The organism is Hyphomicrobium album, assembly GCF_009708035.1.
In the GTDB taxonomy this organism is placed as follows: Bacteria; Pseudomonadota; Alphaproteobacteria; order Rhizobiales; family Hyphomicrobiaceae; genus Hyphomicrobium_A; species Hyphomicrobium_A album.
Genome location: NZ_WMBQ01000001.1, coordinates 643,979 through 665,845 on the forward strand (window position 1 = coordinate 643,979; position 21,867 = coordinate 665,845).

Below are 21,867 nucleotides of genomic sequence, written 5' to 3' on the forward strand. Positions count from 1 at the left end.
TGGGAGGGGGGGGCGTGGAACGCCGGCATGGCCGCTATACTCTTACGCATTACACACAAAAAAGCTTCGCACTGGATGTTGGCCGCGGATCTCAAGGAGCCCTGATTTTTCGGGCGTTGCGGCGTGTCGGGTTGCGTCGCTTTACCCGTCAAGAGTTCGATCATTAGAGTTAAAATCGCATGAATTGCTCGCTATACCCGGAGGCGGGCGCGAGACGTCCCGATGGCGAATCGGAAACCGCGAGCGATCTGTGCGACTTACGCACGACGGGTGAGAAATGACGGAAGTTCTGCTGCGCGTGCTCGTCGTTGCGTTCGTTGCCGCAGTCATCGTGGCGGTCGCCGTTATCGTGCGAAATGCGCGCCGAGGTCCGGGTCTCGCCAAGATGTTCGCGCCAAAGCCGGCGAAGCGCATCCACATCGTCGAGCAGGTTTCGATCGACGCCAAGCGCAAGCTCATCCTCGTGCGCCGCGACGACGTCGAGCATTTGGTGATGACGGGTGGACCGGTAGACATCGTGATCGAAAGCGGCATCGGCGCGCAATCAACTTCCGGCGACACGCGAAAAGCCGCGTCACCGCACACGCTGCCGCCGCACGCGCTCGGCCAGGCGGCCGAATAAAATTCCGCGCGGTACCCAACGGCGATGGATGGATGGAAGGATCGCGGCCCCAGCGCTGCGATCAGTCCTCGCGGTAGACGCGCTCGCGGCGCTCGTGGCGCTCCTGCGCCTCGACCGACAAGGTCGCGATCGGGCGCGCATCGAGGCGCTTCAAGCCGATCGGCTCGCCCGTCTCCTCGCAGAACCCGTACGAGCCGTCATCGATGCGGGCCAGAGCCGCGTCAATCTTGCCGACGAGCTTGCGCTGGCGGTCGCGCGCGCGCAGCTCCAGCGCCCGGTCGGTCTCGGAGGTGGCGCGGTCGGCTAGGTCGGCGTGCTGCGTCGATTCCTCGTGCAGCCCGACCAGCGTCTCGCGGGTCTGGCGGATGATTTCGTCTTTCCAGGCAAGCAGCTTGTTGCGGAAATACATCCGCTGGCGCTCGTTCATGAACGGCTCGTCCTCACTCGGACGATAGTCGGGCGGCAGTACAATCGACGAAGACTTGGCTCGCGCCGTCATCTTTTTCCCCGCAACCTTCTGCTTCACAACTGCCTGCTTGTCGGCAGGCTTCTTCTCGACAGCCTTCTTGTTTGCGACCGGTTTCGATTTGAGCACGGCACCACCGTTGCTCTTTGCCGCGCGTGAGGGTGCAGCGCGGGCCGATGAGGAGGCCTTCGCCTTGGCGGGCTGCTTGACGTTTCGCTTGCTCATCCTGGCCTTCGGAAGGCTTGAAGAGACGGCCGGTCCCTCAACCGGCGGTAACAAGCTAATTTAGGCGCCTCCTAATGACGACCCGGCGGGCGGCTGTCAAGGCGTTCCCTGCACGGAGTTAAGTTGCGCCAGGGAAAAGAAAAAGGCCTAGGGACCGAATCGGTCATTCGGGAAGTATTGGCCTACCCGGGGGTCATCCGCCCTTGCGGCAACCGCTCCGTCCAGGCGCGGCTTTCTTCGTAAGCCGCCCGCCTCTACAGTCGATTAGCCCGTCACAGACTAGAGGACCTCTCCCCCCGCATGAAGTTCGATGGAACGCGCCGCTACGTGGCGACGGACGACCTCAAGGTGGCTGTGAATGCAGCCATCACCCTGTCCCGCCCGCTGCTCATCAAGGGCGAGCCCGGCACCGGCAAGACCGCCCTGGCGCTCGAGGTAGCCGACGCGCTCAAGGTGCCGATCATCGAGTGGCATATAAAATCGACGACCAAGGCCCACCAGGGCCTCTACGAATATGACGCGGTCTCCCGCCTGCGCGACAGCCAGCTCGGCGACGCCAAGGTCCACGACATCAAGAACTACATCAAGCGCGGCAAGCTCTGGGAAGGGTTCGTCATGGACGTGCGCCCGGTGCTGCTGATCGACGAGATCGACAAGGCCGACATCGAGTTCCCCAACGACCTGTTGCAGGAGCTCGATCGCATGGAGTTCTTCGTCTACGAGACCGGCGAGACGGTAAAGGCGGTGAACCGCCCCATCGTCATCATCACCTCGAACAACGAGAAGGAGCTGCCCGACGCCTTCCTGCGCCGCTGCTTCTTCCACTACATCAAGTTCCCCGACGACGAGACGATGCGCCAGATCGTCGAGGTGCATTTCCCCGGCCTCAAGGGGCGGCTGGTTTCGGAGGCCATGCGCATCTTCTACGAGATCCGCGACGTGCCCGGCCTCAAGAAGAAGCCGTCGACGTCGGAGCTGCTCGACTGGCTGAAGCTCTTGTTGAACGAGGACGTACAGCCGGAGACGCTGCGCGAGACCGACAGCCGCAAGCTCATCCCGCCGCTCGCCGGCGCGCTGCTCAAGAACGAGCAGGACCTGCACCTGTTCGAGCGCATCGCCTTCATGGCGCGCCGCCGCGGCGAGTAGGTTCATCCGACGGAGCGACGACAATGGCCGTCAAGAAGCCCAGGAAGCCGGCGAAGGTCGCGGCGAAGCCGCGCAAGACGGTGGCGAAGGCGAAGCCGCGCAAGTCGGCAACGAAGGTGGCGAAGCCGCGTCTCCTTTCAGGCGGCAACCCGCAGATCGCCAAGGGCTACGGCGACGCGCCCGTGCAGGCCTATATCGCCGCCATGCCGGGCTGGAAGAGCGACGTCGGACGCCGCCTCGACGCGCTCATCGTCCGCACCGTCCCCGGCGTGCGCAAGGCAGTCAAGTGGAACTCGCCGTTGTATGGCGTCGAGGACAACGTCTGGTTCCTCGGCGTCCACGTCTTCGCGAAGTACATCAAGGTGGCTTTCTTCCGCGGCGCGGCGCTGCGTCCCGAGCCGCCCGGCCCGTCCAAGCAGAAGGACGTGCGCTACCTCGACATCCACGAGGACGATCGGTTCGACGAAGCGCAGCTCGCTCGCTGGATCAAGCAAGCGAGCAAGCTCCCCGGCGAACGCATGTGAACTCGCTCGCGAGCCGCTTGCGTGGCGCGACCGGTCGCCAAGAATGCGGCGACGGCATCATGTCCGCGATCGACTTTGACATGGTAGTGCAGCGCCATCTGTTTCGTCGTCACTGATTTGGCGAATTACGCTGCGCTATTAGCGCAGGTGGAGTGGCGAGAATGAAGAGAGACCTAACCGTGGAGCTCGACCGTGAGCAGCTTGACGACCGTAGAGGTCAAGGCTTTCGTGCCAGCACAAGATTTCGCTTTGTCCAAGCAGTTCTATCAGGACCTCGGCTTCGACCTCGCGTGGTCAGATGATCATCTGGCGGAGCTGCGGCACGGAGATTCGTCATTTCTGCTTCAGAATTTCTATAACGAGGAGCATGCTGGCAACTTCATGATGCATCTGCTGGTGAATGATGTTGATGCATGGTGGCATCACGTCCAGGCTCAAGGTATTGCGACCAAATATGGTGCGAAGCCCCAGCCACCTGAAGACCATGGGAGTATGCGCGACTTCGTGCTCGTTGATCCCACCGGCGTCTTGTGGCGCATCGGCCAGAACATTTCCGGTCGTCGAGAACCGGTGAGCCCGTAGCGTGTAATAGCGAAGCGTCTTGCGCCGACTGACCAAGCCGCAAATGGCCGTACGGGCTGCATCGACCTCCACGCGGGTGACAAGATCGACGCGACGGCGTTCAAGGCGCTCATCCGCGCCGCCGTGGCGCTCAACACGTCGAAGCCGGCGGCCGCGCGCCCCGCCCGCGCCAAAAAGTAACGGCGAGGCCATCGGCGTACCCGCCGGCATAAAACACCAACGCGTCATCGGCCCCGGCGCCGCGCTAGCACCTCGCGATTTTGACCTTTCCGAGTGGATTGCCTTCATGGCGCGCCACAAGGGCGCGTAGTGTCCCCGCGATACTTCGTACGGGGATTTCAAATGCCATCGATCAATCCGCCGCCGCCAGGCATGCCCGGCGTCCGCGACCCAGCGCTCTCCAGCGTCATCGTCAACAGTGGTTACGGCGGGTTACACGCCACGATCTTGTCCGCAGTCGCACTCGTTTTGTCCGCATTCTCGCTCTACGAGGCCAGCTTCAAGACGGCGGACATCGAGATCTACGTGCCGCCGGTCATTCAGTACGCTCGCGACGGGGGCGGCGATACGGAAGTGTTCGTCGTGCCGATTACCGTCACGAACTCGGGCGCCCGCACGGGGACGGTTCTGTCGATGGAACTCGAAGTCCAAGACCTGAAGAGCAAGCGGACGAAGCGCTACTACAGCGCCTTCCTCGGCGAGCATCAGGTTGACCCCGATGCGCCCAACCGCTCGTTCGCGCCATTGTCGATTCCCGGCAAAGGCACGTTCAGCGACACCGTGCGCTTCTATCCGGTCGGCAATCCCCTCCCCAAGCTGGCGGAGGAGGCCGGCGACTACCGGTTCACGCTGAGCCTCGTCACCGCGGCGCCGGCGCGACCCGACGTCATCGACAGCCTGCTCGGCACGAAGCCTGCACCCGTCGTCTTCGAGCGCACGCTGCCGTGGGTCTCCGACCAGCAGCTCGGCTCGCGCCGCATCACGATCTCCATGCCCGAGAAGGGATGGACGGCCGTGCCGGCGGCAGAAGTGGGAGCACCGGCTGCTCCAAATTGAGTACGGGTCCGCGCCAAAAGGCGGGACCGCTTGCTCGACGAGATGAACGTAGCCTGACGGCTCGCTTCAGCGATCGTTCAATGGCTTGCGACTAAGCTGCCAGTATCAAAGCCAGGTGGAGAGTTTTCATGGCAGAGTTCATTCGCAGCGGCTTGATCGTCCTCATGGGAATGACGGTCATGGCTGCCGGCGTCCTGGTCATCTTCTACGGCTGACGCCACACATGCGCCGCCCGCAACTTGCCGCGGCGCCCGCTAGGCACTAGCTAAGGGGACCTTTACGAGGTCCCCTTCCTTGTCCACCTCCGAGCCCCAACCCGAACCGGATGACCCAGCGCGCCAGGCGTGGAATCGCGCCGGCGCGGCGTTGACCGACATGATGACGCCGACGCTCCGCTTGGGCGTCACCGGCCTGTCGCGCTCGGGCAAGACGATCTTCATCACCGCCCTCATCCGCAACCTCGTGTCCGGCGGCCGCCTGCCGTTCTTCATGCCGGAGGCCGAGGGCCGCATCGAGCGCGCCTACCTCGAGCCGCAGCCGGACGACGAGGTGCCCCGCTTCGACTACGAAGGGCACCTCGAGATGCTGTCGCGCAACCCGCCCGAGTGGCCGGAGAGCACGCGGCGCCTGAGCCAGTTGCGCGTCACGATCGAGTTCAAGTCGGGGAGCGCCCTGCGTCGCGCGTTCGGCATCTCGCGTCTCAACCTCGACGTCGTCGACTATCCCGGCGAGTGGCTGATCGATCTGCCGTTGCTGGAAATGACGTACGAGCAATGGTGCGCGGAGGCATTGGCGCAGGCCCGCTCGCCTCGCCGCCAGGCGCACGCCAAGGGATGGCTCGAATTTCTGTCCGCAACCGATCCGTCCGCACCCAAGGACGAGCAAACCGCGCTGCGCGGCGCCAACCTGTTCGCCGCCTACCTGAAAGCGGCACGCGCCGACGACCACGTGCTGCATACGACGGGCCCCGGCCGCTTCCTGTTGCCGGGCGACCTCGAAGGCTCGCCGCTGCTGACGTTCTGCCCGCTCGCCCGCGACGCCAAGCAAAGCTATGGCCGCAACTCCCTCGCCGCGATGATGGCGCGCCGCTTCGAGAGCTATAAGACGCACGTCGTGCGCCCGTTCTTCCGCGATCACTTCAGCCGCCTCGACCGGCAGATCGTGCTTGTCGACGTGCTCGGCCCCCTCAACGAAGGCGGCGACGCGGTCGTCGATCTGCAAAAGGCGCTCGACGCCGTCCTGCGCGTGTTCCGCATCGGCGCCGGCAACTGGCTCACCGCGCTTTTCACCCGCCGCATCGACAAGCTGCTGTTCGCGGCCACCAAGGCCGACCATATACATTCGTCGAGCCACGACCGGCTGGAGGCGATCTTGCGGGTCATCACCGATCGCGCCATGGGGCGTGCGTCCGACACCGGCGCCGAGGTCGGCGTGCAGGCGCTCGCCGCTTTGCGAGCGACGCGCGAGGCCGAGGCGAAGGTCGGCAACGAGCTGCTGCCGTGTATCGTCGGCGTGCCGATGCCCGGCCAGCGTGTCGGTGGCAAGGTGTTCGACGGCAAGACCGAAGCCGCCGTGTTCCCCGGCGATCTGCCAGCCAATCCGCGCGACGCGTTGCGTCCCAACGCGGCGCCGGCCGGCCTGCAATTCGTCCGCTTCCGGCCGCCGCGCGTGCTGCCGCCGGGCATCGACGGAGAGTCGCCGCCGTTGCCGCACATCCGGCTCGACCGCGCCCTCGATTTTCTCCTAGCGGATTGGCTCGCATGACCAGTGATGGCGACATCCGGCGCCCCCGCGCCTTCGCCCCCGACGATCCGGCGCTGCGCGCTGCCGCCGAGGCGGTCGAGCCGCCCGCCGATCTCGATCCGCTCGCGGCGCGGCGTCAGCGGCAGGCGGCGCGCCCAACCGTGCGCCCGACGGTTGCCGACATCCGCCACGGCATCCGCTGGGGCGCGCTGCTGCTGTCGGGCATGCTCGGTCTCATCGTGCTCGCCACGACCATGTGGTTCGCGCGCTACGTCGATGTCGCGCTGGCCCGCCAGGATTGGGTGGGCTGGATCGCCTTCGGGCTGCTGTGCCTGGTCGGCTTCTCGGCGTTCGTGCTCATCCTGCGCGAGATCTACGGCCTGTTCCGGCTCGCTCGCCTCGGCACGCTGCGCAAAGATGTTACCCAGGCGCTCGATACCAACGACGGCCCCGCCGAACGCCGCGCCGTTCGCCAATTGAAGCGCGTGCTCGGGGGCCGCGCCGATATGCAGTGGCCGCTCGCCCGTTTCGCCGAGCACGAGCGCGCGGTGATGAACCCGGGCGATCTCCTGGCGCTCGCCGACCGCGAGCTGATCATGCCTCTCGATCAGGAAGTGCGCCGCACCGTGCTGGCGTCGGCGAAACGCATCGGCATGGTCACCGCCATCAGTCCGCTGGCGTGGATCGCCATGCTCTACGTGCTGGTCGAGAATCTGCGCATGCTGCGCGCCATTGCCGGGTTGTATGGCGGCCGCCCCGGGCCGCTCGGGGCACTGCGCCTCGGCAAGCTCGTCATCGGCCACATCATCGCCACCGGCGGCGTGGCGCTCACCGACGATCTGCTGGGACAGTTCCTCGGGCAAGACCTGCTGCGGCGGCTCTCGCGGCGGCTCGGCGAAGGCGCCTTCAACGGTGCGCTGACCGCCCGTGTCGGCGCTGCGGCCGTGGACGTCTGCCGGCCCCTGCCGTTCATTACGGCGCCACCCGTGCGCGCACGCGACATGCTGGCGGAAGCCTTCCGGCGCAACGCCACCATCGCGATGGGCGAGGAAACGCCTAAGCGGCGCGGGTGATCTCGACGACGGCGCCCGCCTCGAGCGAGCGCATAGCGATATGGTCGGCCCACTCGCCGGTGGCGCGCCGTGCGCTCTCGACGATCGCCGGCGGGCTGCGCCCGTCGCGCGTCGACAACAACGTCTGGAAGGGAACCGCCGCCCGGCGCGACGTCAGCCAGCTCAGCGGCGCCGATAGTACCAGGCCGACGATGACCGGCGACATCCACGCCAGCACCAGGGCGGACGCCTCATAGCAGGCCACCGCCGTCACCACGCCGATCAGCATGTGCCAGCGGTGGTAGCGCACGGCCTCGGTGAAGGAGATGCCGGCGGCGTTGCGGCTCTGCGAGCGCCAGCCCGAGTCGAGCCCGAAAATCACCTGGAACACGGCCGCCGTCTGCGTCACCATGAGGATCGGCGACAGCAGGATCGAGAAGAACGTCTCGGTGAGCACGCCGAGGACGGCGCGGGCCGTACCGAGAGTTTCGCGCGCATGGCGCACGCGCTTGATCTCCAGCGCGAGGCCTAAGAACTTCGGCATCAGCACGATCAGCATGGTGGCGAAGAACAGCCGCAGGGCGGCGCCCGGATCGGTCACCGGCCACACGGGGAACAGCGTCTTCTCGTCGATGAAGTAGCTCGGGATCATCTGCTGGCCCTGCAGGGCGAGCACGATGCCGACGATGAGCGACGACGCCCACACCAGCGACATCAGGTATGATGTGGCGCCCATCAACAGATGCAGACGGCCCATCGTGGTGATGTTGGACGTGAACACGATGCCGAGGTGCTGCAGGTTGCCCTGCGCCCAGCGTCGGTCGCGCGCCACGACATCAGGCAGCGTCGGCGGCTGGCCCTCGTAAGATCCTTCAACCGTCGGCACCATGTGCACGCCCCAGTCGGCGCGGGCGAGCAGCACCGCCTCGACGAAGTCGTGGCTCTGGATGTCGCCGCCGAACGGCGCACGGCCCGGCAGCGTCGGCAAGCCGGCCGCGGAGGCGAACGCCAGGGTGCGGATGATCGCGTTGTGGCCCCAGTAGTTGCCCTGGTCGCGGTGCCAGAAGGCGAGACCGGCGGCAACGAGGGGCCCATAAACGTTGGAGGCGAACTGGGTGAGGTACTGCAGCAGCGTCGTCGCGCCGGTGAGGCGGGGGACGGTCTGGATGAGACCGGCCGTCTGATCGCGCTCCATGGCGAGCGCGAGGCGCACGAGCGTCGTTCCCGACATGACGCTGTCGCCGTCGAGGATGACGAAGTTCTCGTAGGCACCGCCGAAGCGGCGCACCCAATCCTTGATGTTGCCGGCCTTGCGCCCGCGGTTCTCGCGGCGGCGGCGGTAGAAGACGGGAACGATACCGTGCAGCCGCTGGCGCAGGGCGCGATAGGCGCTCTCCTCGGTGGCGACGTCGGCGCCATCGCGCGTGTCGGAGAGAATGAAGACATCGAACGAGGCGGCGTTGCCCATCGACTCGAGCTCGAGCGCAATCGCCTGCACCGTGCCGGCGATGCGCGCGGGGTCCTCGTGGTAGACCGGGAACAGCAGCGCCGTGCGCGCAGTCAGCGGTGCGCCCGGCTGCGGTAGGTCGATGGTGTCGGCCTTCTCGCCGCCGAACAGCGGGATGAAGCCCAGCGCCGCGTTGAGCGAGCCGAGCGCAATCCAACCGAAGGCGATGGTCGACAAGATGAGGAAGAGGAACTGCAGCGGCGTCGCCTGCTCGACCGCCAGCACGCCGTAGAGCTCGTAGCAGAACGCTGCCGTCAGCAGGCCCGCGCCGGTGAACACGGCAGCGCGCGGCACCCAATAGCCCCGCCGGCGCCGCGGTTTCGCTCCGCGCGCCTTGAAGTCCTGATCGGGCATTTCGAGGGGAACCTCAGACGGCAGCAGGTCGGGGCTGCTCGCATCGGCGATGCGGCCGATTTTCTGCCCAGCCGCGGGGAGGTCGCTCATGATTTGGTCCATCGATAGAGCCAGGTCTCGGAGATCTGCTGATCGCCGAGCCTCAACGCCAAACGAAGTTCGCAAAGTTCGGTTCCACCAGGGTCGAGCTCGAAGCTCACCCTGACACCCCCGGTTTCCGGATTGTCGTGGACGGAGATGTCGGTAACCGTTCCCGGATTAGCGGTAACCACCGCAACCGGCATCTGCCGCTGACCCGCCAGGGCCGGGCCAGCGAAATCGACGACGAATTTGGTCGTCGTCTCCAGCTTGCCGCGGCCGACGCGCGTCGCCAAGGTCGAGGCGCCGCTCCAGGCGATCGGCAGCTCCTTAGTCCAGTACATCTTGTAGCCGAAGGGGAACGCCGTCCCGGCCTCCGGGCCCTTGGCGGGCTTCCAGTAGGCGACGACGTTGTCGTGGATCTCCTCGCCGGTCGGGATCTCGATCAGCTCGACGTAGCCCGAGCCCCACGTCGCCTTGGGCTCGATCCACAAGGTCGGGCGCTTCTCGTAGCGGGCTTCGAGGTCCTCGAAGGCTTGGAACGAGCGGGCGCGCTGGCACAGGCCGAAGCCTTTGACGTTCTTGTCGAGGAAAGCGCTGGTCTGCAGCGTTCGCGGGTTGGTGAGCGGCCGCCAGATGCACTCGCTGTTGCCATTGAAGATGGCGAGCCCGTCGCTGTCGTGCACCGCCGGGCGAAAGTCGTCGTCGATGCGGTGATGCCCAGGCCCGTGCAGGTACATGCTGGTGAGCGGCCCGAAGCCGACGTGAGTGAGCGGCCGGCGCGGATAGAGCGTGGCGTCGACGTCGACGGTCGTCGCCTCTCCGGGCTCGACTTGGAAGCGATATGCGCCGGTGGTCGATTCGGAATCGAGCAGGGCGTGGATGACGATCGACCGGTCGCCCTGCTTCGGCTTCTCGATCCAGAAGGCGCGGAACAGCGGAAACTCCTCGCCGCCGGGGCGCGCCGTGTTGATGGCGAGGCCGCGCGCCGAGAGGCCATAGAGCTGGTCGCGGCCGACGGCGCGGAAATAGCTCGCGCCTTGATAGACGATGTATTCGTCGAAGTACTCGGGTCGATTGATTGGCCCGTGCACACGAAAGCCGGAGAAGCCATATGGCGCCCCCGGTTCCGCATCCTTGATGAGCGGACCGATCGAGAACAGGTTGCTGTCGGCCTTGAGCCGCTGCGCCTGGCCACCGTCGACGAGCCAGAGCTCAACCGGCGTATTGTAAAGCCAGCCCATGGGCAGCAGCTGCAGCTCGAAGTCGATCTTGTCGCCGCGCCAGATCGCCTGGTCGGTGCGGAAGCGCACGTCGCGGAATTGGTCGTAGCCAAGATGCTTGAAGCTGTCGGGCAGCGACAGAGACGGGCTGGCGAATTCGCTGGTCGACAATTGCTGGGCGATGCTCTGGACCAGCGTCGGATTGAAAGCGGTGGTCGCGTCGGCCACGGGCTCGGCCAGCGCGCGCGAAAGATCTCCCAGCCGCGCGCTCATACCAAGCATCGCGAAGGCACCGGCCGTCATGAGGACCGAGCGCCGGTCCAACCGCGTCGCTTCCATCTATTTCTTCTGCTTTCCGTGCCCGTGGGCGCCCCTCGTCGGCATCAACGCACACCACACCCCCGGCGTTCGCCTCTGCCACACCTCCCGCCAAGAAAAAACTCCTTGGTGCGAGCCTGCTTTGCAGCGGCTTAACAGCCCGGTACGGCGTTTCCTTCCGACGGTCTTTCAACCGCTGTGCCGCTCCGCACGGCCGACGATGCCGTGTCCCCCGGAGCAACGCTACGCGATCGATTGGCGCGGCTTGTTGCGCTGCAGCAGAGTACGTTAGCCTCATGATTTGGGCAAGCGGATGACTAACGGCGACGGCCGCAGCAATACCCATGCGACGCCACAGCGCATTCGGGGGTCGGTCACAATCCCTGCATATTCCGGCCGCTAATGTTGGCGCTGCGACCCACCCCGGCGAGGGGAAACGCCGTGGGAATCGACGGGGCGCCGAGCGAGTGACGGTAACCATTTGCGTGACGATGCCCGGCTTGGCCCGGCGTCGTGGGGGAAAGCCGAAATGATCCAGGAAGCGACGCTTATCGAGGCGATCCTGTCCATTCGGTCGCAGGTCGACTTCCTCTGGCAGTTCTTCGTCACCGCCCACATCGCGATCTTCGCGCTGCTCTTCATCTACGACGACGCGGTCGAGAACCTGAACATCATCGCCCGTTTCCTGGCCCTTTGCGGCATTGCCTTGTTCGAGTGGATCAATGGCAACGCTCTGGCCAAGACTTATCTCCTGCTCGACGCGACGATCGACCAGTACCGGGCCCTCTATGGAGAGGCGAGCCGCTTCCAGCCGGCGTTTTTCGAGCACTTCGTCAATCAGAGCTTCGCCGACCGGCCCGCGATGGTTCTGGTGACCCACAGCATGGCTTTCGTCGTCATCCTTCTCGCGCTGGTGTCGCGGGAGTTCATCCAGTCGCGCCGCAATCGGCGGCAGGGCGCTCCCGGCTGATCGGTGCTCGAGTCGATCTGTGGAAAGCGTGTCTCAACTCACATAGTGCGCTCCGTTTTGGGGATAACCCCACATCGAGGCAGCGGGCCGGTTGAAGGAAAATCGTGCGAATGCCGAGCGTTGTGGCCGAAAAGTGCGACGTTGCTCAATGGACACAACGGAGGGGGATTCGGCCGCTTTGGACGCGTCTACCGTTTCCCGGTGCGTCAATCTCTGCTTAATCTTTCACCCCGAGCGGTGATTCGGTCTCGCGACCGCCGCGGTGCAAGTGAACGAACGTTGCGTTGGGTTTTGTAGGGAGTAGGCGGCACTTGTGCGTGGCGTCGCCATCAAAAGTAAGCAGACGGGAGTAGGTCAATGAGAAAGTCTAGTCTAGGTGCCCTGGTGGCAGCAGGCCTGCTGGCTGGCGGTCTATCCGCTGGCAGCGCCTCGGCCGCCGATTTGGGGGGCAACTGCTGCGCCGATCTCGAGGAGCGCATCGCAGAGCTCGAAGCGACTACCGCTCGCAAGGGCAACCGCAAAGTCTCGCTCACGGTTTCCGGCTGGGTCGCTCAGCAGGTTGTCGGCTGGGATGACGGCTTTGAATCGAACGTGTACGTCGGTGACATCGGCGCCACGCTGTCGAGCCACTTCAAGTTCACCGGTCAGGCGACCATCTCGCCCGGTTGGTATGCTGGCTACGTGATCCACGTCGAAGCCCGCAACGAAAACTCCTTGGGCATCACCCAGGCTGGACCTGGCCTTAACGCCCTCGGCCTGCTGCAGTCGTTCTGGTTCATCAAGAGCGACCACCTCGGCAAGTTGAGCGTTGGTCTGCAGTCGCAGGCTTCGGACAACACCGCGATCCTCGTTGACGGCTCGGGCTCGCTCGTTCCCGCCAACTGGGTGGCCTTCGACTACAACTCCTTCTTCCTTCGCTCGTCGACCGGCGCGCTTTCGGCTGTTGCCTCTTGGGGTGGCATCGGCGGCTGCCACGGCGGCGGCGCCATCGGCGACTGCAACGGCCTCACGCAGAACGTCATCCGTTACGACTCGCCGACCTTCGGCGGCTTCTCGGTTTCGTCCTCGTGGGGCGAAGACGACATGTGGGACGTCGCCGCTCGCTACGCGGGTGAGTGGAACGGCATCAAGGTTGCTGCTGCTGCGGCTTATAACGAGCTGAGCGACGAAGCCTTCGGCGTGCCGCTCGGCGACACCTTCAAGTACTTCCAGGTTGGTGCCTACATCGAGCACGTTCCGACCGGCCTGTTCCTCTACGGCGCCTACGGCAATGCCGAATACGACGTCCGTGCAGGTGAGTCCGAGACGTACTACGTCAAGACTGGTCTGCGTGAGCGGTGGACGCCGCTGGGCCACACGGTTCTCTACGGTGAGTACGAGAACAACCAGTCTACCGGTAGCTCGGCCACTGGTGCCTTCGTGCAGAGCGCCTTCGGTGCAGTCACCACCGCCAGCGACTTCGACCTCTGGGGCGTAGGTATCGTGCAGGAGATCGATGCGGCTGCCATGTCCGTGTGGGTGTCCTACCGTCATCTGGAATATGATGACAGCACGGCCGTCAACTACGAGGACTTCCAGTACATCAAGGCTGGCGCGCTCATCAACTTCTGAGCCCGGCACCTCAGCTAACAGTAAATGGAAGCCGCCCTCGCAAGGGGCGGCTTCTTCCTTTTTCGGGCCCGCAAGAACCGCGCGCGACGTTCGACCTGGGTGTCGTCCCGGGGGGCGGGGCGAAGCACGCTTTCAGCATGACCCCCGGGATCCATTCCTCCGCTTGGCCAACACCAGCCGGTGCCTGGATCCCGGCAACACGTGCCGGGATGACAATGGGAGCTAACTCCGACGCTCCCCCCAAGTGTCATTCTCGGGCCATGCCGAAGGCATGCGATGTTCCTTTCGTTCGATGCCGGGCGAATCGCTCGCGCTCTTGCCTTATCATCCCCGCGTCATGGCGAAGCCATGCTCCGCAGGGACGGCGGGACCCAGAGCACGGCGAGCGCGGGCGGTTCGTGATCGAGTCCGTTCGACATCGACATGGGCCATGCCTTGAGCGGCAAGCACTAAGGCTGGATCAACCGTGACTGGGTTCCCGCCCGCGCTGGAATGACCGCCTGCGGTGGGTCGATCTCTACCCCTGATCTCGCGGCGCGCAACGACTTCGGGTCCGGAGCCAGCGTCGAGCTGGGTCCTCGGCCGAAATGCGAGGATGACAGTCGGCTCAGGTGCCGTTGGCGCCAACCGCCGACTTGGTGCCGAACAGCAGATCCTTGTCGTCGATGTACCAGCGCTCGGTCTCGACGATCTCCGGCGGCTGGCCGCTGGCGAGCAACCACCCGTCGACGGCGAACTGCTGGCCCGACGACGTCTCCTTGAGGATTGCCGCGTAGTGGGTCCAGCCGGAGAAGCCGCGCCGGAGGTCCTCTTTGATCATCACCGAGCCGACCTGATGATGCTTGAATAGTTTGTGGCGCTCCATCACCAGAAGGTAGCTCGACAGGTTCGTCGCCACGTCGACGCAATCCATCTGCCCGGGATCGCCGTTGCCGAGCGCATCGTCGCCCGGCCGGTCATTGTGCGTCCCCACTGCCTTGTCCGCACGCCGGCCCATCCAGGCGAGCGCCTCGCGGGTCGCTTCGCGCTCGCCGGCAGCCGTCACGGTGCGCTTTGGCGTCATGAACTTGCGCACCTCCGCCAGGTCGGCCGCGGTAAACTTGAAGGCCGTTTGGGTCCGGCAGCCGTACGAGCTGCAGACGAACACCTTGTCCTTCTCTGGCAGGCGGGCTTTGTACGTCGCGTAGTGCTCGTCGATCAGGCCCTTCGGCTGATACGCACAGCCCGGCAGGGCCAGAACAGCCACAAACCCAAGTCCGATCAGGCGGGGGTTACGCGCCACAACGCCGGTCCTGCTACGCAGTTACGGAAGCGACGTTAGCCGCGCGGCTGTGGATTAGCCATCGCCAACCCCGCTTTGTGGTTTCCGCGTATCCGCCGCGCCACAGGAAGCAGAGTCGAAATCGACCTTACCGCTCTGCAGATATCTGCCCGGGACCATTCAGCCGGAGGCGTGGCCCCCTTGCAGCACCGTGTTAACCGCGGTGCCACAGCGGTTTTGTCATGAACTGTCACAATGTCCTTTCGGGTTTATTGTGACGAAGCCCTCCCGTAATCCTTGGTCCCAGCGAGGCCCGCCAGCGATGTAGCGGCGGCGTGGCTGAGCGGCGTGGTCGCGTGAGTGTGCGTTGCGTGCGTGTTGCGTAGGTGCAGTTGCGTCGATCGAAGGCCGAGTTGAGGCGTACCTTCGTGGGAGTTGAGTATATGTTCGGGGGAGTAGGTAAGGCGGGGTGGGCAACCATCCTCGTGGCGGGCGGCCTGATGCTGGGAACCAGCGTCTCCGCCCAGGCAGCTGATCTGGGCGGCGATTGCTGCGCGGATCTTGAGGAGCGGATCGCCGAGCTCGAGGCCACCACTGCTCGCAAGGGCAACCGCAAGGTGAGCCTCACGATCAGCGGCTACGTCGACAAGGCCGTGATGTACTGGGACGATGGCGGGGAGAGCAACGCCTACGTCGTCGACAACGATTTCGCCCAGACGCGCTTCTGGTTCACCGGCAAGGCAACGATCGCCACGGGTTGGACGGCAGGCTACAGGATCGAGATCGGTCTTGATAACGCCTCGTCCGACAGCGTCAGCCAGTTCCAACACAACGGTGCCGCTCTCGGCGTGTTTGCCGGTACCGGCGGTGCCCCGAGCTTCTTCGAGCTTCGCCAGTCGCACTGGTTCATCGAGAGCGAGGATTACGGCAAGGTGTCCGTCGGTCTCTTGTCCGGCGCGCAAGACGACATGTACAAGTGGGGCAACGTCGGCAAGGCCTACTCGGACGCCGAGCTGCATTACAACGGCAGGTTCTTCCTGAAGCAGGGTGGCGTCAACAACTACACCAACCTCATCTGGGACAACGTCGCCAACAACCTCGACAATCAGCGCGTTAACGCCGTGCGCTACGACACCCCCAAGATCTTCAAGGTCCTCGTCGCCACGGCCTCCTGGGGCGAGGACGACATCTGGGACGTAGGCGTCCGCTTTGACCATAAGTTCGGTTCGACCGAAAATATCCACGTCAAAGCCGGCATCTCCTACACGGACGACAACCAGGCCGGCCTCGGGAACCCGCCGCGCGACGAGCCAAACGATCTCGTGGGCTCGTTCGGCATCTCCGAGGCGGAGACCGGACTCTACTTCTACGGTGCCGCCGGCCGCCGCGAGTTCGACGACCAGCCAGTAGCATTCACCGACGAGGCCACTTATTACTACGGTCAGGTCGGCATCAACCGGAAGCTCATCGACCTCGGCAGCACCAACTTCCACGTCGACTACGGCCGGTATGACGATTGGGGCGCCGGAACGGGCTTTGATATTGGACAGGCGGCCAACATCGCTGCGGGCGTCAATCCTGCTGGCAGCACCCACACCATTGTCTCCAGCGAGGTGACGCGTTGGGGATTCGGCGCCACGCAGAACCTCAAGGCGGCCGAGATGGACATCTATGCCGTCTTCAATCACTATGAGGCCGATATCACGGCGACCTCCGGTGGCGTTGTCGCGCCGCTCGCGATCGACGACTGGTGGGCTGCAACAGCCGGCGGCCGTATCAACTTCTGATCGCACTAGCCTCCTACGAATGCGCGGAAGCCGCCCCCCAAGGGCGGCTTCTTGCGTTCGGGCGCCGCGACGACCTCTATAGTGTAGTGCGCCATGCGCACCCAGGATCGGGTTGTATCGACCGGCGCGCCGCGGGGCACCGCCCGTCGCTCCCGATCACAGGCAGGAATGTTCCCACGCACCGGGATATCCACATCCCATCCCCAGCCGAATATGACGGGCGACGCCGCGCGATTGGCTGGCGATAGGCGACATGAGCGGCCACACCTGGCGCACGCTCCCCAACGTGCAGCCGCGACCAACCGCCATTATCGCGCAAGTCGTTGACCGCTCCGCTCTTTACCCCTACCGCTGGAGCAGTGCCCCGCCTCGCAGATGGCCGGAAAATTCGCCGTCTTGAATGGTGTTACCGGCAAGGCGCTCGTGGCCCCACCGCCACACTCGTGGACTCGTCACCACGAATTCGGCACTGCCTAATTGTTGCACTCCCACGAATCACAGCAGTGTCCGGCCTGGCACGCAGCGATCCTTGAGGGATACGCATTGCGCATTGCTAGGGCGGTTTTCTTGTCTCGCGTTCGTTTTGTTCAGCGTCCGCCATCAGCTGAGACGAAGACGGGAGACTAAATATGAAGAAATCCAGCCTTAGCGCCCTGGTGGCAGCGGGCCTGCTAGCGGGCGGTCTCTCCGCCGGTAGCGCCTCCGCAGCCGACCTTGGGGGGAATTGCTGCGCTGATCTCGAAGAGCGTATCGCTGAACTCGAAGCGACGACCGCCCGCAAGGGCAACCGCAAGGTTTCGCTGACCGTATCCGGTTGGGTCGGTGAGCAGGTCATGTACTGGGACGACGGCGTCGAGACGAACACCTACGTGACGGGCCTCGGTTCGACGCTCGCCTCGCACTTCAAGTTCACCGGTCAGGCCACGATCTCTCCGGGCTGGTCGGCGGGCTACGTGATCCACGTGGAAGCGATGGACTCCGACTCGCTCACGATCAACCAGTTCTCGCAGCACAATGCTTCGGCCCTGGGCGCCAACGGCGCTTATGCCGTGCAGCTCTTGCAGTCCTACTGGTTCATCAAGAGCGACCACCTTGGCAAGCTCGGCGTCGGCCTCCAGTCGTCCGCTTCGGATAACGCGGCGATCCTGGTTGACGGCTCTGGCTCGCTCGTTCCGGCGAACTGGGTGATGTTCGACTACAACGGCTTCCTGCTCCGCAACTCTGGTAGCCAGACGATCTCTGCGCTCAACTGGCAGCAGGTCGGCGGCTTCTGCTTCGGTGGTGGCGGCGCCGGCGGCGACTGCTTCGGCGCTCCGCGCGACTCTATCCGCTACGACTCGCCGACCTTCGGTGGCTTCTCGGTCTCGGCCTCTTGGGGTGAGGACGACTTCTGGGACGTCGCGGCTCGCTACTCGGGTGAGTACAACGGCTTCAAGCTTGCCGCCGCTGCTGCCTACTCGCAGTGGAGCCAGGACTTCTTCACTGGGTCGACTGCAGTTCCTCCCGGTGTGTTTGGTAACACTGGACCAGGCTTCATCCAGGCTGGCGACGGCCGCTGGATCGACTACTTCCAGGTTGGTGCCTACGTCGAGCACGTCCCGACTGGCCTCTGGCTGTACGGCGCCTACGGTCACGTCGATCCGGACGGTGTAACTGCTCCGTCGCTCGGCATCAACGGTGCCGTCGCGGCAGGTGGTCTCGACCGGGCTGGTGGCGACACGTACTACATCAAGGGCGGTCTGCGCGAGCGCTGGCATCCCCTGGGTCACACGGTTCTCTACGGCGAGTACGAGAAGTTTGACGGCGCCAACTCCGACTTCCTGGCCAACGCTTTGATCTCGGCCAGCAGCACGCTCTGGGGTCTTGGTGTGGTGCAGGAGATCGACGCGGCTGCCATGTCGCTGTGGGTTTCCTACCGCCATATCTCTGCTGACTTCAGCGGCGTGGGTTGCGCCAGCGCTGTCCAGACCGGTGCCGTCGGCCTCGACGTTGGCTGCGCTACCGATGACTTCCAGTACGTGAAGGCCGGCGCTCTGATCAACTTCTGATCGCCGCTCTTCTATCTCTCTCAAAGACTGAACCGCCCCGGTACCCCCGGGGCGGTTTTTTTTTGACACGCATCGGTGCTCGATGCTCCCGCGCATCAGTTTTCTGCTCTGCACAGGGATTGCGCTTGGCGCCTACCGGCGCGATGACCCGACTCAACGCGCGTGATAGCGACGAATCTCTGCCGGGATGGGATCAGCGGGCATCGTGACCAACGGACTTAGCGATGATGCGCGACGGCGTGCGCCGATTGCGGGAAGATTCTGTCGCGTCCTGTCGGCGCTCGCGCTGACGTGCGCGCTCGTTGGCTGCGCTTATCAGGGCAGCGGTCTGGTCGAAGTCCATTACCAGAAATACAAGGCGCGGATGCCCGAAGGCGATCGCGTTTTCGTGTGCAGCTCCTACGGCTGCCGCACCCAGACCCCGTTCAGGTTTACGGCCGCGGATATCGCCGAGGTCAAGAAGATCATGGCCAAGGGCGCCGCCACGCCCGCGGCCGAGCGCGACGCCGCGAAAGTGGCGGTCGGCTGGATGGGGAGCCGCGCCGACAAGGCGGTCGGCACGTCTAACGACCGGCCGGGCGACGACCTCGCCGGCAACGGCGACCCGGGACAGATGGACTGCGTGGACGTCGCCACGAACCTGACGAGCTACATGTTGGTCATGGAGCGCAACAAGCTGCTCCGCCATCACACCGTCGGATCGATCTATGTCAAAGAGGACATACGGCGAGGCTGGGATGGCTGGACGCACTACGCCGGCATCCTGATCGACAACAAGTCGAAGCAGAAGTTCGCCGTCGACGGCTGGCTCTTGGCCAGCGGCAAGCCGCCGGAGATCGTCGAGGTCGAGCGCTGGTATATCGACGACAGCGATCTCCTGTTCGGCGCCAAGGGCGCCCCGGTGGCCTCCATGAAGCCCACGGCCACTGCGGGAAATTGACGCCTCCGCACGCCGATTGGCAGCGACATGCGCAATTCCCTATGCTGTCCCGTCGCGCTTCCGCGGGCCCGGTGGATTCAGAAGTCAGATGTTCGTCACGTTCTTCCATGCCCTGAAGCGGGCCGGCTTGCCGGTCACTCTGAAAGAGTACCTCACGCTGCTCGAAGGCCTTGAGGCCGGCGTCACCGGTCGCCAGGTCGAGGACTTCTATTTCTTGTCGCGCGCCTGCCTCGTCAAAGACGAGCGCAACCTCGATCGCTTCGACCGCGTCTTCGGCGAGGTGTTCAAGGGCATCGCCGCGCTGCCCGATGCGATCGAGGCCGAGATCCCGGAGGAATGGCTGCGGCTGGTCTCGGCGCTGCATCTCTCCGAGGAGGACAAACGGCGCATCGAGGAGCTCGGCGGCTGGGAGAAGATCATGGAGACGCTGAAGAAGCGTCTCGAGGAACAGAAGGGCCGCCATGCCGGCGGCAACAAGTGGATCGGCACCGGCGGCACCTCGCCGTTCGGCGCCTACGGCTACAATCCTGCCGGCGTGCGCATCGGACAGAAGGAAAGCCGCCACCGTCGCGCGATCAAGGTGTGGGACAAGCGCGAGTTCAAGGACCTCGATCAGACAGTCGAAATCGGCACCCGCAATATCAAGGTCGCGCTGCGCCGGTTGCGCTCATTCGCGCGCTCAGGCGCCGCCGAGGAGCTGGATCTCTCCGGGACGATCCGCGGCACGGCCGAGAAAGGCTACCTCGACATCCGCATGGTCCCCGAGCGCCACAACGCGGTGAAGGTCCTGATGTTCTTCGACGTGGGCGGCTCGATGGACTGGCACATCAAGGGCGCGGAGGAGCTGTTCTCTGCAGCGCGCACCGAGTTCAAGCACCTCGAGTACTTCTACTTTCACAACTGCCTCTATGAGAACGTCTGGAAGAGCAATGCGCGGCGGCGAACCGAGCTCATCTCCACCTGGGACCTGCTCCATACCTACCCGGCCGACTACAAGGTCATCTTCATCGGTGACGCGGCGATGAGCCCCTACGAGGTCACCCATGTAGGGGGAGCCGTCGAGCACATGAACCCCGAGCCCGGCGCCCTTTGGCTGCGGCGGGTGGCCGAAACTTGGCGCCATTGCGTCTGGCTCAATCCGACCGCGGAGCGCCACTGGGGCTACACACCATCAATTGCCATGATCCGCGACATAATGGAGGGGCGCATGTACCCCCTGACGCTCGAGGGCCTCGACGGGGCGATGGGGGAGCTGATGCGCTAGCCTCGGCTGAGGCCGAGTTGTCTAGACCGCTTGCTTGAAGGCGTTCGTTGCCGGCCGCACGGCGATTGACGCTACCGCAATTGGCGCTAAGGTCCGCCGAACTGGACGCGCCGGATGGATGGGGATGAGGGGCACGCCATGAAGCCCGCAGGCTCGCTCGCGCTGCTTGCATTGCTGCTTGCCGGCTGCTCTGCCGGCTCGGGTCTGACAACCGGTGCGCTCCTGGGCGATGACAAGCCCGCCGCCCCCGTCAATGACGCCCCCGCTCGCGCCTTCCAGGTCGGAACCGCCTCCGCGCGCGCCGTTAAATGCGGCTTCAATTTCGATCCCGCCAAGCTGAAGACCAACTACCTCGCTTACGAAAAGCAGCAGCCCAGCGGCCAGGACACGGCCAAGATCGAGCGCATTTACGATGTCTCGTTCAACGGCGTCGCCAAGGCAGTCGCGGGCGAAGGCGAGTACTGCAGCGAAACGAAGACGAAAACCATCAAGGCCGATCTCGGACGCCACCTCGCCGGCGATTACACACCGCGCGTCGTACCCAAGGAGCAAGAGGAAGGGCTGTTCTCAGGCATGGGCAGCGGCGGCAGCGCCCCCGAGTACAAGGCCAAGCATCCGATGGACAACAGCGATTGATCGCCGTGGGCGCGGAGGATCGCTGACGTGCAGCAACTCCTCTGGCTGGAAACGCTCTTGAAGCTCGTCCCCGGCATCTTGCTCACGCTTGCGCCCCTGAGCACCTTGCGTGTTCTCGGCCTGCCGCGACCCGATACCGGGTTCTGGCCCCGCCTCTGCGGTGCGCTTCTCATTGGCACCGCCGGCGCACTGTTCCTGGAAGGCACGGCACGCGGGCACGGGCTCGGCCTTGCGGGAAATATTGTCATTAACCTTTGCGGCGCCTCAGTCCTCGCAACGCTCCTGGTTTTGGACGCTGGCCCCGCCTCGCGGCGCGGACGCGTTACCGTTTGGCTCATCGTGTGCCTACTCGTCGTCGCCAGCGTTGTCGAAATCGCAACACTCTAACCCCTCTTAGTCTCCCGGTGGCACGCCGCTTGCTCAGCCAAAACTGCGGCTCGAGGGCCTGCCCGTA

Annotated in this window: 18 protein-coding genes and 2 pseudogenes; 16 read left to right on the forward strand and 4 right to left on the reverse strand. The window is 64.6% G+C overall.

The annotated features are described in order from the left end of the window. Positions 1-439: 439 nt before the first annotated feature. Positions 440-541 (forward strand): annotated as a pseudogene (locus GIW81_RS19450) (flagellar biosynthetic protein FliO); the annotation flags it as partial. Between the two features lie 142 nt (positions 542-683). On the opposite strand, the gene dksA reads toward GIW81_RS19450, so the two are convergent. After that, positions 684-1,121, reverse strand: coding sequence for an RNA polymerase-binding protein DksA (dksA, locus tag GIW81_RS03150; RefSeq protein ID WP_154739476.1), 438 nt, complete (start codon positions 1,119-1,121; stop codon positions 684-686). 492 nt (positions 1,122-1,613) lie between these two features. On the opposite strand from dksA, the gene GIW81_RS03155 reads away from it, so the two are divergent. The 7 genes and pseudogenes from GIW81_RS03155 (at position 1,614) to GIW81_RS03180 (ending at position 7,437) form a co-directional block, all read left to right on the forward strand. Next, positions 1,614-2,459: an AAA family ATPase gene (locus GIW81_RS03155; RefSeq protein WP_154737882.1), complete on the forward strand. Its 846-nt coding sequence runs from the start codon at positions 1,614-1,616 to the stop codon at positions 2,457-2,459. A 23-nt stretch (positions 2,460-2,482) separates the two neighbouring features. Next, on the forward strand, positions 2,483-2,983 hold the full coding sequence (locus GIW81_RS03160) for a DUF1801 domain-containing protein (protein ID WP_154737883.1): 501 nt from the start codon (positions 2,483-2,485) through the stop codon (positions 2,981-2,983). 192 nt (positions 2,984-3,175) lie between these two features. Continuing rightward, the gene (locus GIW81_RS03165; RefSeq protein ID WP_324614875.1) at positions 3,176-3,565 is read left to right on the forward strand and encodes a VOC family protein; all 390 of its coding nucleotides are present in this window, start codon (positions 3,176-3,178) and stop codon (positions 3,563-3,565) included. A gap of 60 nt (positions 3,566-3,625) precedes the next feature. Further along, a pseudogene (locus GIW81_RS18960) lies at positions 3,626-3,745 on the forward strand (DUF1801 domain-containing protein); the annotation flags it as partial. A 162-nt stretch (positions 3,746-3,907) separates the two neighbouring features. Further along, a complete protein-coding gene (locus GIW81_RS03170) occupies positions 3,908-4,621 on the forward strand; it encodes a hypothetical protein (RefSeq protein ID WP_154737884.1) in 714 nt (237 codons plus the stop codon). A gap of 375 nt (positions 4,622-4,996) precedes the next feature. Beyond that, on the forward strand, positions 4,997-6,385 hold the full coding sequence (locus GIW81_RS03175; RefSeq protein ID WP_154739478.1) for a YcjX family GTP-binding protein: 1,389 nt from the start codon (positions 4,997-4,999) through the stop codon (positions 6,383-6,385). Further along, positions 6,382-7,437, forward strand: coding sequence for a YcjF family protein (locus GIW81_RS03180; protein ID WP_154737885.1), 1,056 nt, complete (start codon positions 6,382-6,384; stop codon positions 7,435-7,437). The genes GIW81_RS03175 and GIW81_RS03180 overlap by 4 nt, the downstream gene beginning before the upstream one ends. Here the strand turns inward: GIW81_RS03180 and mdoH are convergent. Together mdoH and GIW81_RS03190 are read right to left on the reverse strand one after the other, a co-directional pair. Then, positions 7,421-9,367, reverse strand: a complete 1,947-nt coding sequence (mdoH, locus tag GIW81_RS03185) for a glucans biosynthesis glucosyltransferase MdoH (RefSeq protein WP_229309067.1) — start codon at positions 9,365-9,367, stop codon at positions 7,421-7,423. The genes GIW81_RS03180 and mdoH overlap by 17 nt on opposite strands. Continuing rightward, positions 9,364-10,917, reverse strand: coding sequence for a glucan biosynthesis protein (locus tag GIW81_RS03190; RefSeq protein WP_229309068.1), 1,554 nt, complete (start codon positions 10,915-10,917; stop codon positions 9,364-9,366). Before GIW81_RS03190 ends, mdoH begins: the two co-directional genes overlap by 4 nt. A gap of 508 nt (positions 10,918-11,425) precedes the next feature. Between GIW81_RS03190 and GIW81_RS03195 the strand changes: the two genes are divergently transcribed. Continuing rightward, positions 11,426-11,866: a hypothetical protein gene (locus GIW81_RS03195; RefSeq protein WP_154737887.1), complete on the forward strand. Its 441-nt coding sequence runs from the start codon at positions 11,426-11,428 to the stop codon at positions 11,864-11,866. A gap of 357 nt (positions 11,867-12,223) precedes the next feature. Then, positions 12,224-13,477, forward strand: coding sequence for a porin (locus tag GIW81_RS03200; RefSeq protein ID WP_154737888.1), 1,254 nt, complete (start codon positions 12,224-12,226; stop codon positions 13,475-13,477). Between the two features lie 607 nt (positions 13,478-14,084). On the opposite strand, the gene GIW81_RS03205 is transcribed toward GIW81_RS03200, so the two are convergent. Then, entirely contained in the window at positions 14,085-14,723 is a 639-nt protein-coding gene (locus GIW81_RS03205) for a hypothetical protein (RefSeq protein WP_154737889.1), read from the reverse strand. Between the two features lie 458 nt (positions 14,724-15,181). Between GIW81_RS03205 and GIW81_RS03210 the strand changes: the two genes are divergently transcribed. The 6 genes from GIW81_RS03210 to GIW81_RS03235 all read left to right on the forward strand — a co-directional run bounded on the left by GIW81_RS03210 (position 15,182) and on the right by GIW81_RS03235 (position 21,800). Next, on the forward strand, positions 15,182-16,525 hold the full coding sequence (locus GIW81_RS03210; protein ID WP_154737890.1) for a porin family protein: 1,344 nt from the start codon (positions 15,182-15,184) through the stop codon (positions 16,523-16,525). Between the two features lie 629 nt (positions 16,526-17,154). Continuing rightward, complete coding sequence (locus GIW81_RS03215; protein WP_154737891.1) at positions 17,155-18,573, forward strand: porin family protein; 1,419 nt, start codon at positions 17,155-17,157, stop codon at positions 18,571-18,573. A 205-nt stretch (positions 18,574-18,778) separates the two neighbouring features. Then, a complete protein-coding gene (locus GIW81_RS03220; protein WP_154737892.1) occupies positions 18,779-19,513 on the forward strand; it encodes a hypothetical protein in 735 nt (244 codons plus the stop codon). Between the two features lie 88 nt (positions 19,514-19,601). Continuing rightward, entirely contained in the window at positions 19,602-20,777 is a 1,176-nt protein-coding gene (locus GIW81_RS03225) for a vWA domain-containing protein (protein ID WP_154737893.1), read from the forward strand. A 138-nt stretch (positions 20,778-20,915) separates the two neighbouring features. Then, the gene (locus GIW81_RS03230) at positions 20,916-21,413 is read left to right on the forward strand and encodes a hypothetical protein (protein WP_154737894.1); all 498 of its coding nucleotides are present in this window, start codon (positions 20,916-20,918) and stop codon (positions 21,411-21,413) included. A 27-nt stretch (positions 21,414-21,440) separates the two neighbouring features. Further along, on the forward strand, positions 21,441-21,800 hold the full coding sequence (locus GIW81_RS03235) for an ABC transporter permease (RefSeq protein WP_154737895.1): 360 nt from the start codon (positions 21,441-21,443) through the stop codon (positions 21,798-21,800). The last annotated feature ends 67 nt before the right edge of the window (positions 21,801-21,867 follow it).

What these genes read in the sequence shown, in the direction of transcription:
- GIW81_RS03225 (WP_154737893.1), top strand. Translation starts at nt 19,602, where the DNA reads ATGTTCGTCACGTTCTTCCATGCCCTGAAGCGGGCCGGCTTGCCGGTC.
- GIW81_RS03210 (WP_154737890.1), top strand. Translation starts at nt 15,182, where the DNA reads ATGTTCGGGGGAGTAGGTAAGGCGGGGTGGGCAACCATCCTCGTGGCG.
- GIW81_RS03200 (WP_154737888.1), top strand. Translation starts at nt 12,224, where the DNA reads ATGAGAAAGTCTAGTCTAGGTGCCCTGGTGGCAGCAGGCCTGCTGGCT.
- GIW81_RS03215 (WP_154737891.1), top strand. Translation starts at nt 17,155, where the DNA reads ATGAAGAAATCCAGCCTTAGCGCCCTGGTGGCAGCGGGCCTGCTAGCG.
- GIW81_RS03180 (WP_154737885.1), top strand. Translation starts at nt 6,382, where the DNA reads ATGACCAGTGATGGCGACATCCGGCGCCCCCGCGCCTTCGCCCCCGAC.
- GIW81_RS03195 (WP_154737887.1), top strand. Translation starts at nt 11,426, where the DNA reads ATGATCCAGGAAGCGACGCTTATCGAGGCGATCCTGTCCATTCGGTCG.
- GIW81_RS03160 (WP_154737883.1), top strand. Translation starts at nt 2,483, where the DNA reads ATGGCCGTCAAGAAGCCCAGGAAGCCGGCGAAGGTCGCGGCGAAGCCG.
- GIW81_RS03175 (WP_154739478.1), top strand. Translation starts at nt 4,997, where the DNA reads ATGATGACGCCGACGCTCCGCTTGGGCGTCACCGGCCTGTCGCGCTCG.
- dksA (WP_154739476.1), bottom strand. Translation starts at nt 1,121, where the DNA reads ATGACGGCGCGAGCCAAGTCTTCGTCGATTGTACTGCCGCCCGACTAT.
- GIW81_RS03170 (WP_154737884.1), top strand. Translation starts at nt 3,908, where the DNA reads ATGCCATCGATCAATCCGCCGCCGCCAGGCATGCCCGGCGTCCGCGAC.
- mdoH (WP_229309067.1), bottom strand. Translation starts at nt 9,367, where the DNA reads ATGAGCGACCTCCCCGCGGCTGGGCAGAAAATCGGCCGCATCGCCGAT.
- GIW81_RS03190 (WP_229309068.1), bottom strand. Translation starts at nt 10,917, where the DNA reads ATGGAAGCGACGCGGTTGGACCGGCGCTCGGTCCTCATGACGGCCGGT.
- GIW81_RS03230 (WP_154737894.1), top strand. Translation starts at nt 20,916, where the DNA reads ATGAAGCCCGCAGGCTCGCTCGCGCTGCTTGCATTGCTGCTTGCCGGC.
- GIW81_RS03155 (WP_154737882.1), top strand. Translation starts at nt 1,614, where the DNA reads ATGAAGTTCGATGGAACGCGCCGCTACGTGGCGACGGACGACCTCAAG.